We start from the raw sequence: 12,153 nt of genomic DNA on the forward strand, positions 1-12,153 counted from the left end.
GTGCATCACCCTCGAGCCGACCGGCACCCGTTGTCAGAATCTTCCCCGAAGAACCCGGCGCCCGCCGAGGACGCGGAGTCCGAGCCGCGGCCGGGACGAGTCCGCAAGCCGATCGGTTGGTCGACCATCATCATTGCCGTGCTGGTGGCGGTGAGCGCGGCACTTGTCTGGCGCCGCGACGGCACCGACGGCGTTCTCGACATCCTGACCCATGACCTTTCGCTGTTCTCAGGCATCCTGCCGCGCGTGCTGGCCGGTTGCCTGCTCGGGGCTTTCATCTCGGAAATCCTGCCGCACGAAAAAGTGTCGCGCTCGCTCGGGCCGAAGTCCGGCCTGATGGGTCTCCTGATCGGGACCGCCTTCGGCGCGATCCTGCCCGGCGGTCCCTTCACCGCTTATCCCGTGGCGAGCGCGCTGCTCGCAGTCGGTGCCGATTTCGGAGCCACCATCGCCATGGTCGTAAGCTGGACCCTGATCGGCTATGGCCGGGCGGTGGCCTGGGAGATCCCGATCATGGGCACCGATTTCACGCTGTGGCGGATCCTCATCTCGCTGCCGCTCCCGGTGCTCGCAGGCGCCCTCGGCCGCTTCGTCTATGTCCGGCTTTATCCCAAGCCCGAGCGGAAGGACGAGGAGACGTGAGTGCGTCCCTACTGATCGATATCCTTCTGTGGGGCTCGGTCTTCGGCGTCGGCCTGATCGCCTTCCGCCGTGGCCCGGCCGTGTTCAAGGCCTCGCTGCGTGAAGGCTCGATGGATTTCGTCAACATCGTGCCGCGGATCGCGCTCGGTGTGATCGGCTCCGGCTATATCGCCGCCATCATTCCGCAGGAGGTGATCACCGGCTGGCTTGGGCCGGACAGCGGCTGGCTTGGCGTTGCGACCGCTGTGGTCGCCGGCGCGGCGACGCCCGGCGGGCCCGTGGTCGGCTTCTCCATCGGCACGGTTGCGCTGAAGTCGGGCGGCGGGATGCCGCAGGTGGTCGCCTATGTCGTCGCTTGGGCCCTGTTTGCCTTCCAGCGCGTGATCCTGTGGGAAATCCCGTTCATGCCGGCCCGTTTCGTCTGGTTCCGCTGTGCCGTCTCGGTGCCGTTTCCCTTCGTGGCGGCCGCCATCGCCATGGTAATCGGCAAGCCCTGAGCCGCCGTGGACAGGGGTAATGTTATAATATAACGTCCAGCCATGGTTCCCGCCGCGTCCCACGCCCATCGTCACGACCATGCTCACAGCCATTCACATGCGCACGGGCATGGACACGACCATACCCACGCCCATGTCCACGATGCGGCCTCGCCACATCCTGCCCAGGCGGCGCCCTGGTCGATTCTGCGCATGACCATGGCCGCGCGCCTTGCGGCTGCGCTCGCCGTCTGTGCCGTGCTCTGGGGCGTGGTCTTCCTGGCGATGAGGTGATCGTGGCACAGCTGGCATTCCGCAACGTCACGCTTGGTTACGACCGGCACCCGGCCGTGCACCATCTCAACGGCGAGGTCGCGCGAGGTGCGCTGGTCGCCGTGATCGGCCCGAACGGCGCGGGCAAGTCGACCTTGCTGCGCGGCATCGTCGGCATCCTCAAGCCGCTCGACGGCAGCATCCATCTCGGCGGGCTCGATAGCAGGGACATCGCCTATCTGCCGCAGAGCGCGGAGATCGACCGCAGCTTTCCGATCTCGGTGTTCGATTTCGTCGGCACGGGGCTTTGGCGCGAGGCCGGCCTGTTCGGCGGCATCGGCAAGGCCGCCCGCGAAAAGATCCTCCGCGCGATCGCTTCCGTCGGGCTCAATGGTTTCGAGAACCGCCCGATCGGCACGCTCTCGGGGGGCCAGATGCAGCGCGTGCTGTTCGCGCGCGTGCTGCTGCAGGATGCTGCGCTCATTGTGCTCGACGAGCCCTTCAACGCCATTGACGGCAAGACCACGGCTGATCTGCTCGCGCTGGTGAAACGATGGCAAGGCGAGGGCCGGACCGTGCTCGCCGCGCTGCACGACATGGAGATGGTGCGTAACCATTTCAGCCAGACGCTGGTGCTGGCGCGTGGCCCCGTGGCATGGGGACCGACGGCGGAGGTTTTGACGCCGGAGAACCTGCTGGTCGCGATGCGGATGTGCGAGGCCTTTGACGACAGCGCCGCGGCCTGTGCGGCTGACGATGCCCGTTCGCGGGCGGCTTGATATCCGATGCTCCATGACGCGCTGATCGGCCCGTTCACCGAATTCGAGTTCATGCGGCGCGCGCTTGCCGCCGTGATCGCCCTGTCGCTGGCCGGCGCGCCGATCGGCGTGTTCCTGATGCTGCGGCGGATGAGCCTCGTCGGCGACGCCATGGCGCATGCGATCCTGCCCGGCGCGGCGGTCGGCTTCCTGCTGTCCGGTCTCAATCTGTTTGCGATGACGGCGGGCGGCCTGATCGCCGGCTTTGCGGTGGCGATCCTCGCCGGCGTGGTTGCGCGCTCGACCGGGCTGAAGGAGGATGCTTCGCTCGCGACCTTCTACCTGGCCTCGCTGGCGCTCGGCGTCACCATTGTCTCGATCAAGGGCACTAACATCGATTTGCTGCACGTGCTGTTCGGCAACATTCTCGCGATGGACGACCAGACGCTGCTGGTGGTGGCCTTCAACGCCACCGTGACGCTGCTGGTGCTCGCGGTGATCTACCGCCCCCTGGTGATCGAAAGCGTGGACCCCCTGTTCCTGCGGACCGTCAGCCGTGCCGGCGGACCCGCGCATCTCGCCTTCCTCGCGCTCGTCGTGATCAACCTCGTCAACGGCTTTCAGGCCCTCGGCACGCTGCTTGCGGTCGGGTTGATGATCCTGCCGGCTGGTATCGCGCGGTTCTGGTCGCGCGATCTGACCGGCATGATCTGCATCGCTGTCGTTGCTGCCGCGGTCTCGGGCTATGCGGGCCTCGTGCTGTCGTTCCAGACCCGTGTGCCGTCGGGTCCCGCGGTCATTCTGGTGGCGACGGTGCTCTACATCGTCTCTGTCCTGTTCGGCCGCGTCGGCGGTATCGTCCGGCAATTGTTTCCCGGCCGGCATCTGGAAGCGTGACGATGCGGATCATCCTGCTGTGTGCGCTGTTGCTGATCGCCTCGCCGCTCCAAGCCGCGGAGCGGCTCAACGTCGTCGCGAGCTTCTCGATCCTCGCCGATTTCGTCCGCAATGTCGGCGGTAACAGGATCAATCTGACCACGCTGGTCGGCGCCGACGGCGACGTCCACGTCTACACGCCGGCACCAGCCGATGCGAAGCGCGTTGCGCAGGCGAAGCTCGTCATCGTCAATGGGCTTGGGTTGGAGGGCTGGCTGCCGCGTCTCGTGCAGTCTTCCGGCAGCAAGGCGCGGGTCGTCACTGCAAGTGCCGGCATCGTGCCGCTGAAGCTCGGCTCGGCCGCAGATCCTCACGCCTGGCAGTCCGTCCCCAACGCCAAGGTCTACGTGACCGACATCGCCAATGCGCTCTCCGCGGCTGCCCCGGACGACGCGGATGTCTTCCGCGCTCAGGCAAAGGCCTATCTGGAAAGGCTCGACACGCTCGATCGTGAGATCCGGGAAGCGATCGCCAGAATCCCGCCGGAGCGGCGCAAGGTGATCTCCACCCATGACGCCTTCGGCTATTTTTCAGCCGAATATGGTATCCAATTCGTCGCCCCCCTGGGCGTCTCCACCGAAACCGAGCCCAGCGCGCGGGACATCGCTGCCATCATCGGCCAGATCAGGGCCCAGAGAATCCCGGCGGTATTTCTGGAGAATATCAGCGACGACCGCCTGATCCGGCGGATCGCGGCGGAGACCGGCGCAAAGGTCGGCGGGACCCTGATTTCGGACAGTTTAACGGGCGAAAAGGGGCCGGCACCCACTTACATTGACATGGTCAGGCACAATATAAAGGCCCTGACCAGCGCGCTTGACCAATAGGGCAGGGGCCACCCCGCCTCGCGTCGCGCGAACAAGCCTGATGTCGGAGTTCTTATGTCTGAAGCGACCTCCTCCAAGATTCCCGTGACCGTGCTGACCGGCTATCTCGGGGCCGGCAAGACCACGCTTTTGAACCGCATCCTGTCGGAGAACCACGGCAAGAAATACGCGGTCATCGTCAACGAATTCGGCGAAATCGGCATCGACAACGACCTCATCATCGGCGCCGATGAGGAAGTGTTCGAGATGAACAACGGTTGCATCTGCTGCACCGTGCGCGGCGACCTCGTCCGCATCATGGACGGCCTGATGAAGCGCAAGGGCAAGTTCGACGCCATCATCGTCGAGACCACAGGCCTTGCCGACCCCGCGCCCGTGGCCCAGACCTTCTTCGTCGACGAGGACGTGCAGAAGAACGCCCGCCTCGATGCGGTCGTGACGGTCGCCGACGCCAAATGGCTGTCCGACCGGCTGAAGGATGCGCCCGAGGCCAAGAACCAGATCGCCTTCGCCGACGTCATCGTGCTGAACAAGACCGATCTCGTCAGCAAGAGCGAGCTCGCCGAGGTCGAAGCCCGCATCCGCGGCATCAACCCCTATGCGAAACTCCACCGCACCGAGCGCTGCTCGGTGGCCCTGGCCGACGTGCTCGATCGCGGCGCTTTCGATCTCGACCGCATCCTCGACATCGAGCCGGATTTCTTGACGGCCGACGATCATGACCACCACGATCACGATCACCATCACGGCCACGACCATCACCACCATGATCACGGCCACGGTCTGAAGCACTATCACGACGAAGACATGCAGTCGCTCTCGCTCAAGACCGACAAGCCGCTCGATCCCAACGTGTTCATGCCCTGGCTCCAGAACCTGGTGCAGGTCGAGGGCGGCAAGATCCTGCGCTCCAAGGGCATCCTCTCCTTCCACGACGATGACGACCGCTACGTCTTCCAGGGCGTCCACATGATGCTGGAGGGCAACCACCAGCGGAAATGGAAGGACGGCGAGCCGCGCGAGAGCCGCCTCGTCTTCATCGGCCGCGAACTGCCGGAAAAGGCGATCCGCGAAGGTTTTGAGAGCTGCATCGTCTCGTGATGAAAGAGTTCACGCCCGGCCCCGATTCCGCCTCGATCGTCTCCGTCACCGACCGCGTCAAGCCCGTTGCGCTCGGTATGAGCGTGACCTCGGTGCACTTCCTCGGGCCCCGCGCCGCCTTCGTCGGCGGCGAGGAGAACGTCGCCTTCGTCGACGCCAAGGGTGAGATCACCACGGTCGCCGTGCATAGCGGCGGCATTCTCTCGACCGCAGGTGACGGCAAGCGCCTCATCATGGGCGGCGACGACGGCAAGGTCGTGTCGCTCGACGCCAAGGGCGAGGTGACGCTGCTCGCCACCGATCCGAAGCGGCGCTGGATCGACGCGGTGGCGCTGCATCCGGATGGCGCCTTCGCCTGGTCGGCCGGCAAGGTCGCGACCGTCAAGAGCGGAAAGAACGAGGAGAAGTCGCTCGAGGTGCCCTCGACTGTCGGCGGGCTTGCGTTCGCGCCGAAGGGTCTGCGGCTTGCGATCGCGCATTACAACGGCGCGACGCTGTGGTTTCCGAATATGGAGGGATCGGCCGAATTCCTGCCCTGGGCCGGCTCGCATCTCGGCGTCACCTTCAGCCCGGATAACAAGTTTCTGGTCACCACGATGCACGAGGCCGCGCTGCACGGTTGGCGGCTCGCCGACAACAGGCACATGCGCATGACCGGCTATCCCGGCCGTGTCCGTTCGATGTCCTGGAGCGCCGGCGGCAAGGGGCTGGCGACCTCTGGCGCCGACACCGTCATCATATGGCCGTTCGGCAGCAAGGACGGTCCGATGGGCAAGGAGCCCGCGATGCTCGCGCCGCTGCAGGCGCGCGTGGCGGCGGTCGCCTGCCATCCGAAGAACGACATCCTCGCCGCCGGGTACAGCGACGGCACCGTGCTGATGGTGCGGCTGGAGGACGGCGCGGAGATCCTGGTCCGCCGCAACGGCACGCCACCGGTCGCGGCGCTCGCCTGGAATGCGAAAGGCACGCTGCTGGCGTTTGCCGATGAAAATGGGGACGGCGGCCTGCTCGAGCTTTAATCTGTCATGGTTCCGGCCCTATAGGGGACCATGCGGTTTCTAACGACCTTCCAACTAGCAGACTTCGGCGACACGCTGGTCAGCCTGTTCACGGCCTTCGTGCTGGGCACCCTGATCGGCGCCGAGCGGCAATATCGCCAGCGCACCGCGGGCCTGCGCACCAACGTGCTGGTCGCGGTTGGCGCCGCGGCCTTCGTCGATCTTGCCATGCATCTGACCGGCGCCGACGGGGCGGTGCGGGTGATTTCCTATGTCGTCTCGGGCATCGGCTTCCTCGGCGCCGGCGTCATCATGAAACAGGGCATGGACGTGCGCGGGCTCAACACCGCCGCGACGCTGTGGGCTTCGGCCGCGGTCGGCTCCTGCGCCGGAGCCGACATGGTTGCCCAGGCCGCTGCGCTGACCGTGTTCGTCATCGCCGGCAACACCATGCTGCGTCCGCTGGTCAACGCCATCGACCGCATCCCGCTGAACGAGAAGGCGCTGGAGGCGACCTGTTACTTCAAGCTCGCGGTCGCGGCGGATGCCGTGCCCGACATGCGCGACCGGCTCGTCGAGAAACTCGAGGGCGCAAACTATCCGGTGGCCGATATCGACGTGGTCGAGACGGGGGATGATTTGATAGAGATCGTCGCAAAAGCTGGTCGCGTCCGCGGTGGATCCGAATGAGCTGAACGCGGTGGCGACGGATCTCCAGCACCTGCCCGGCGTGCGCCATGCGACGTGGGAAGCCAGCACGACGGAGTGAGCGCGGCGTTTTGGCGCGCAAGTGTTCGGTTCCCGTCGTGCTGGCCACGGAACCGCAACTGGCCAAATTCGTTGGTCCCGCAGACAAAGGCGGTGATCGACATGCCCGGCCAGTATGACAAGCGCAGACTGAAACGCGACCTGATGGTCGCCTGTTCGCTGTTCGCGGCGGGCGTCGTGGTGTCGGGAATGTCGCTCGCACAAATCCGAGCCCAGAGCCGGATGGAATTGGCGCAGGCGACGCAGCCGCTCCAGGGCACGCCGTCCGACGATCAGAACAAGCCCGCGGAAGCCAAGCCCGGCGGCGACCGGCCGACCACGCCGGCGCCCGAGCCGGCGCGGCCCGATTCCCAGACGCAGGGCGCGGCGGGTGCCGCCAAGCCGGCATTGCCGCCAGCTCCGCCCGAGAAGATCGCGCCGCCGATGGACAAGAAGTAGGCCTCTCCGAGAGAGGCGCCCTCACCGCACCAGAACGTTCTTGAACTGCCACGGATCAGACGTGTCGATATCTTCCGGAAACAGTCCGGGACGATCCGTCAGCGGCGTCCAGTCGGTATAGAAGCCCTTCACCGGGCCGAGATAGGGCAGCTGGATTTCCAGCAGACGATCGAAATCCATCTCGTCGGCTTCGACGATGCCTTCGTTCGGGTTTTCCAGCGCCCACACCATGCCGCCGAGCACGGCGGAGGTCACCTGCAGGCCGGTGGCGTTCTGATAGGGCGCGAGCGCGCGGGTCTCTTCGATCGAGAGCTGCGAGCCGTACCAGTACGCATTCTTGTCATGGCCGAACAGCAGCACGCCGAGCTCGTCGATGCCGTCGACGATCTCGTTCTCGTCGAGGATGTGGTGCTTCTCCTGCATCTTGGCGGCGCGGCCGAACATTTCATGCAGCGACAGCACGGCATCGTCGGCGGGGTGATAGGCATAGTGGCAGGTCGGCCGGTAGACCGCCGTGCCCGAGGCGTCACGCACCGTGAAGTAATCGGCGATCGAGATCGACTCGTTGTGGGTGACGAGGAAGCCGTATTGCGCGCCGCGGGTCGGGCACCAGGTGCGCACGCGCGTGTTGGCGCCGGGCTGCATCAGATAGATGGCGGCGCCGCAACCGGCCTCGTGGGTCCGCGCATTCTCGGGCATCCATTTCTCATGAGTGCCCCAGCCGAGCTCGGACGGCTGCACGCCTTCCGACAGGAAGCCTTCCACCGACCAGGTATTGACGAAAACATCCGGTTCTTTCGGCTTCTTGGAGCGCTGGGTGTCGCGTTCGGCGATGTGGATGCCCTTGATGCCGGCCTGCCGCATCAGGTCAGCCCATTCGGCCTTGGTCTTGGGCTTGGGCGCATTGAGCTTCAGATCGGCGGCGACGTTGAGCAGCGCCTGCTTGACGAAAAAGGAGACCATGCCGGGATTGGCGCCGCAGCAGGAGACGGCCGTGGTCGAGCCCGCCGGGCGCGCCTTCTTGGCGGCCAGCGTCACCTCGCGCAGCGCGTAATTGGAGCGCGCTTCCGGCCCCTTCGACGAATCGAAATAGAAGCCGAGCCAGGGCTCGTTGACGGTGTCGATGTAGAGCGCGCCGAGCTCGTTGCAGAGCTCCATGATGTCGGTGGAGCCGGTGTCGACCGAGAGATTGACGCAAAAGCCCTGGCCGCCGCCTTCGGTGAGCAGCGGGGTCAGCAACTCCCGATAATTGTCCCTGGTCACCGCCTTCTGGATGAAGCGGACATTGTGCTTCTCGCAATGTGCCTTGCGGCCCTCGTCCTTGGGATCGATCACGGTGACGCGCGACTTGTCGTAGTCGAGATGCCGCTCGATGAGCGGCAACGTGCCTTTGCCGATGGAGCCGAAGCCGACCATGACGATGGGACCGGTGATCTTCGCGTAGATCTGCGAGGTGGGGCTCATGGGATGGTTTCTCCGGAACGTGCTGGCAGGCAAACGGTGGGTGGATCAGGCGCTGCGGCGCTTCAGATGCTGCGGCGCTTGGCGGTGGCTTCGATCTCGACCTTCATCTCGGGCTTGTACAGCGCCGAGACGACGAGAAGCGTGGCGGCGGGGCGGATGTCGCCGAGGACTTCGCCGCAGACGGCGAAATGCGCGTCTGCGTCCTTGATGTCGGTAAGGTAGTAGGTCACGCGGACGATGTCGGCCATCTCGAAGCCGCCCTCCTTCAGGGCAGCTTCGATGGTCTTGAAGCAGTTGCGTGACTGGCTCGTGACATCAGCCGGCATCGTCATCGTGGTGTAGTCATAGCCCGTGGTTCCCGCGACGAAGGCGAACTCGCCGTCGATCACGGCGCGGCTGTAGCCGGCGGTTTTCTCGAACGGGGAGCCAGTGGAAATCAGGCGACGGGACATGTCTTGGGCCTCGACTGACGGGAGGATTTCGCGGGGTTAAAGGGCGTTTCCGGCGCCTGCGCAACCCCAAACGAACGGGCTTAGCGCAGGCGTGGCCGGGCCGTGCCGCTCGCGGCGGCTTCGGTCGCCACCATCATGGCGATCCCTCAGGCCGCGCGCGCGTGGAGCGCGCGAACCGACCTCCGTTTGGGCAGGGGCGCGCCGGTCGGGACGATCATCCCCGCGGCGCCGTCGAGCGCGCCTTCCGCGAACTCGATCGCCAGCAGGCGGTCGCGCTCGAACGGGCCGGGCAGCGACAGCGCGCCGGTCTTCTCGCCCGAGAAGCCGAAGCGGGCGTAATAGGGCGCGTCGCCGAGCAGGATCACGGCGGCATGGCCGCGCGCCCGGGCGGCGGCCAGCGCTTGATGCATCAGCGCGGCGCCGATCCCGAGCTCGCGGAAGGCAGGGTCGACCGCCAGCGGTCCGAGGACCAGAGCGGGCCTGCCTCCGGCGCTGACGTGCCACAGCCGCACGGTTCCCACGAGCTTGCCCTCGCGCACCGCCGACAGGGCAAGGCCTGTGGCGGGCGCACGTCCGTCACGCAGGCGCTGGCAGGTGCGGCCATGGCGGTTCTCGCCAAAGCAGGCATCGAGCAGCGCTTCACGCATCGCGACGTCGGCAGCACGTTCCGCACGGATCACGAACGGAGCGGCTTTCGAGGTGAGGGCGATCTGTGGCTTCCGAAAAGCGGTCATGGCGCGTCAATCCCCGCTTGAACGGACGTGCGAGCGGCACGCCAGTTCAAGACGTCGTCAGATATCGAGATGTGGAGGAGGAGCCGGCAAGCCGGCTCCCGGGTTCGTCAGGCCTCGGAGAAAGAGAGGCGGATCAGATGTGGTACGTCCGCAGCGGCGGGATGCCGTTGAACGCCACCGACGAGTAGGTCGACGTATAGGCCCCGGTGCCTTCGATCAGCACCTTGTCGCCGATCTCCAACGTGACGGGGAGCGGATACGGGCTCTTCTCGTACAGCACGTCGGCGCTGTCGCAGGTCGGACCTGCGAGCACGCACGGCGTCATGTCCGCGCCGTCGTGACGGGTGCGGATGGCATAGCGGATCGACTCGTCCATGGTCTCGGCGAGACCGCCGAACTTGCCGATGTCCAGATAGACCCAGCGCACCTCGTCCTCGTCGCTCTTCTTCGAGATGAGCACGACCTCGGATTCGATGATGCCGGCGTTACCCACCATGCCGCGGCCCGGCTCGATGATGGTCTCCGGAATCTGGTTGCCGAAGTGCTTGCGCAGCGCGCGGAAGATCGAGCGGCCGTAGGTGACGACCGGCGGCACGTCCTTCAGGTACTTGGTCGGGAAGCCGCCGCCCATGTTGACCATGGACAGGTTGATGCCGCGCTCGGCGCAGTCGCGGAACACCTGCGAGGCCATCGCCAGCGCACGGTCCCACGCCTTCACCTTGCGTTGCTGCGAGCCGACATGGAACGAGATGCCGCACGGCTCCAGGCCCAGGCGCTTGGCAACGTCGAGCACCTCGACGGCCATTTCCGGGTCGCAGCCGAACTTGCGCGACAGCGGCCACTCGGCGCCGGCGCAGTCATAGAGGATGCGGCAGAACACCTTCGCGCCGGGGGCGGCTCGGGCGATCTTCTCGACCTCGGCGGAGCAATCGACCGCGAACAGCCGGATGCCGAGCGCGAAGGCGCGCGCGATGTCGCGCTCCTTCTTGATCGTGTTGCCGAAGGAGATGCGGTCGGGCGTCGCACCCGCGGCCAGCGCCATCTCGATCTCGGCGACCGTCGCGGTGTCGAAGCAGGAGCCCATGGACGCGAGCAGCGACAGCACTTCCGGCGCCGGGTTCGCCTTGACGGCATAGAACACGCGGCTGTCGGGCAGCGCCTTGGCGAAGGTCTGGTAATTGTCGCGCACGACTTCGAGGTCGACCACGAGGCAAGGCTCGGTGTCCTGGCCCTCGCTGCGGCGGTTGCGCAGGAATTCCTGAATGCGTTCGGTCATAGCACTCTCCCAAACGGCCCAGCGACGGGGATCCGTTCAAAAAATGTCGTCGGATAAGCGCCCCGGCCAGATCGCGCGATGGAGGCGCGACGAGCCAAAGACTCAAATCAGACTGTGCTGCCGTGGATTGGTTGGGAATTTCCCGCCCGCACACCTGGCAATGAAGGACAAGCCTTTTCAGTAGCCCGCGCCGGCGTTGGAATGCCGGTAGAGACCAAAAAAGCCCGATCCGTCGTTGCTTTAAGTCGCGTCCCCCGTTGAGAGCGGGGTGCGCCGGTTCGCCTCCGGCTGCCAGTCACGGTTGCAAAAAGTGAAGTCACCTTCGACAAGGCATCTCTTGAGAGAGATGCTGGACGCTCCGGGTTTGCTTTCGTCTTCCGGCTATGAGCCTTCCGACTTCCGCACTTCCGAAGAGCCCCTCGGCTTCTTCACCCCTTGGCGGCTGTCCGGCCTCTTGTCCGGATACCTACCGACTGACACACGACCACAGGCACGTGCGAAATTGGGCAAGAGCGCACATAAGCGTTTTGACTCTGCTTCGCAAGAATTTTTTTAGGCTGAGAACAGAATTGCCTAACATCTGCTTGCGCAGTGTTGCGCGAGCGACGCGGAAGATGAACGGGCGTTAAGTTTTCAAGCCGGCGCGAGCGTCATGCGCGCGCGTGCGTCAGCCGCGCTTCGTGAACGGCTCGATGCGCTGAGCTGCGCGGATGAAGGCGGTCATCACCAGCACGCCGAGTGCGAACAGCACGGCCTGCAGGATGTGCGTGCCCTGATCGCCGAGCCCGAACAGGATCGCGAGTGCCCAGCCGCCCGCAAAGGCCGCGCCGAACACTTCGGCGCCGATCAGGATGGCGGCGCTGATGACCGTGATGACGCTTGGCCAGGCGATCTGACGGGAAGACGAGGAAGGCGCGTTCATGAGCTCAGGGGTCCGTGGTCCAATCGAGGGCCGCAATCTCCCCGAAAAGGCGGGCGGGAGCAAGGCCAAATGGCCCAAAAAAGCCCCA

The 12,153-nt window shown here is 65.5% G+C and carries 14 protein-coding genes and 1 pseudogene; 10 read left to right on the forward strand and 5 right to left on the reverse strand.

Translation table 11 applies throughout. The features are described 5' to 3' along the window. Positions 1-30: 30 nt before the first annotated feature. The 10 genes and pseudogenes from RX330_RS04750 (at position 31) to RX330_RS04795 (ending at position 7,217) form a co-directional block, all read left to right on the forward strand. Entirely contained in the window at positions 31-642 is a 612-nt protein-coding gene (locus RX330_RS04750) for a permease (RefSeq protein WP_317242230.1), read from the forward strand. Beyond that, complete coding sequence (locus RX330_RS04755; RefSeq protein ID WP_317242231.1) at positions 639-1,139, forward strand: hypothetical protein; 501 nt, start codon at positions 639-641, stop codon at positions 1,137-1,139. The genes RX330_RS04750 and RX330_RS04755 overlap by 4 nt, the downstream gene beginning before the upstream one ends. A gap of 42 nt (positions 1,140-1,181) precedes the next feature. After that, positions 1,182-1,412 carry a hypothetical protein gene (locus tag RX330_RS04760; RefSeq protein ID WP_317242232.1) on the forward strand — a complete coding sequence of 77 codons (231 nt, stop codon included), beginning with the start codon at positions 1,182-1,184 and terminating at the stop codon, positions 1,410-1,412. Between the two features lie 2 nt (positions 1,413-1,414). Next, positions 1,415-2,170: a metal ABC transporter ATP-binding protein gene (locus RX330_RS04765; RefSeq protein WP_317242233.1), complete on the forward strand. Its 756-nt coding sequence runs from the start codon at positions 1,415-1,417 to the stop codon at positions 2,168-2,170. Between the two features lie 6 nt (positions 2,171-2,176). Further along, positions 2,177-3,046 (forward strand): metal ABC transporter permease, encoded by an 870-nt coding sequence (locus tag RX330_RS04770; RefSeq protein WP_212079920.1) that lies wholly within the window; start codon positions 2,177-2,179, stop codon positions 3,044-3,046. 2 nt (positions 3,047-3,048) lie between these two features. Beyond that, a complete protein-coding gene (locus RX330_RS04775) occupies positions 3,049-3,912 on the forward strand; it encodes a metal ABC transporter substrate-binding protein (RefSeq protein ID WP_212079922.1) in 864 nt (287 codons plus the stop codon). Positions 3,913-3,966: 54 nt separating this feature from the next. Continuing rightward, a complete protein-coding gene (locus tag RX330_RS04780; RefSeq protein ID WP_212079924.1) occupies positions 3,967-5,013 on the forward strand; it encodes a CobW family GTP-binding protein in 1,047 nt (348 codons plus the stop codon). Further along, entirely contained in the window at positions 5,013-6,032 is a 1,020-nt protein-coding gene (locus RX330_RS04785) for a WD40 repeat domain-containing protein (protein ID WP_317242234.1), read from the forward strand. Before RX330_RS04780 ends, RX330_RS04785 begins: the two co-directional genes overlap by 1 nt. Positions 6,033-6,062: 30 nt before the next feature. After that, a pseudogene (locus RX330_RS04790) lies at positions 6,063-6,780 on the forward strand (MgtC/SapB family protein). Between the two features lie 101 nt (positions 6,781-6,881). After that, positions 6,882-7,217: a hypothetical protein gene (locus RX330_RS04795; RefSeq protein ID WP_212080764.1), complete on the forward strand. Its 336-nt coding sequence runs from the start codon at positions 6,882-6,884 to the stop codon at positions 7,215-7,217. A gap of 21 nt (positions 7,218-7,238) precedes the next feature. On the opposite strand, the gene RX330_RS04800 is transcribed toward RX330_RS04795, so the two are convergent. The 5 genes from RX330_RS04800 to RX330_RS04820 form a co-directional block, all read right to left on the reverse strand. Continuing rightward, positions 7,239-8,681, reverse strand: a complete 1,443-nt coding sequence (locus tag RX330_RS04800; protein WP_317242235.1) for a homospermidine synthase — start codon at positions 8,679-8,681, stop codon at positions 7,239-7,241. Between the two features lie 62 nt (positions 8,682-8,743). After that, positions 8,744-9,133, reverse strand: coding sequence for a RidA family protein (locus RX330_RS04805; protein WP_317242236.1), 390 nt, complete (start codon positions 9,131-9,133; stop codon positions 8,744-8,746). A gap of 146 nt (positions 9,134-9,279) precedes the next feature. Beyond that, entirely contained in the window at positions 9,280-9,867 is a 588-nt protein-coding gene (locus RX330_RS04810; RefSeq protein WP_317242237.1) for a GNAT family N-acetyltransferase, read from the reverse strand. Between the two features lie 133 nt (positions 9,868-10,000). Further along, positions 10,001-11,143: a type III PLP-dependent enzyme gene (locus RX330_RS04815; RefSeq protein WP_317242238.1), complete on the reverse strand. Its 1,143-nt coding sequence runs from the start codon at positions 11,141-11,143 to the stop codon at positions 10,001-10,003. Between the two features lie 667 nt (positions 11,144-11,810). Continuing rightward, complete coding sequence (locus RX330_RS04820) at positions 11,811-12,065, reverse strand: hypothetical protein (protein ID WP_094895990.1); 255 nt, start codon at positions 12,063-12,065, stop codon at positions 11,811-11,813. Positions 12,066-12,153 lie beyond the last annotated feature (88 nt).

Source organism: Bradyrhizobium sp. NDS-1, assembly GCF_032918005.1.
Classification (GTDB): domain Bacteria; phylum Pseudomonadota; class Alphaproteobacteria; order Rhizobiales; family Xanthobacteraceae; genus Bradyrhizobium; species Bradyrhizobium tunisiense.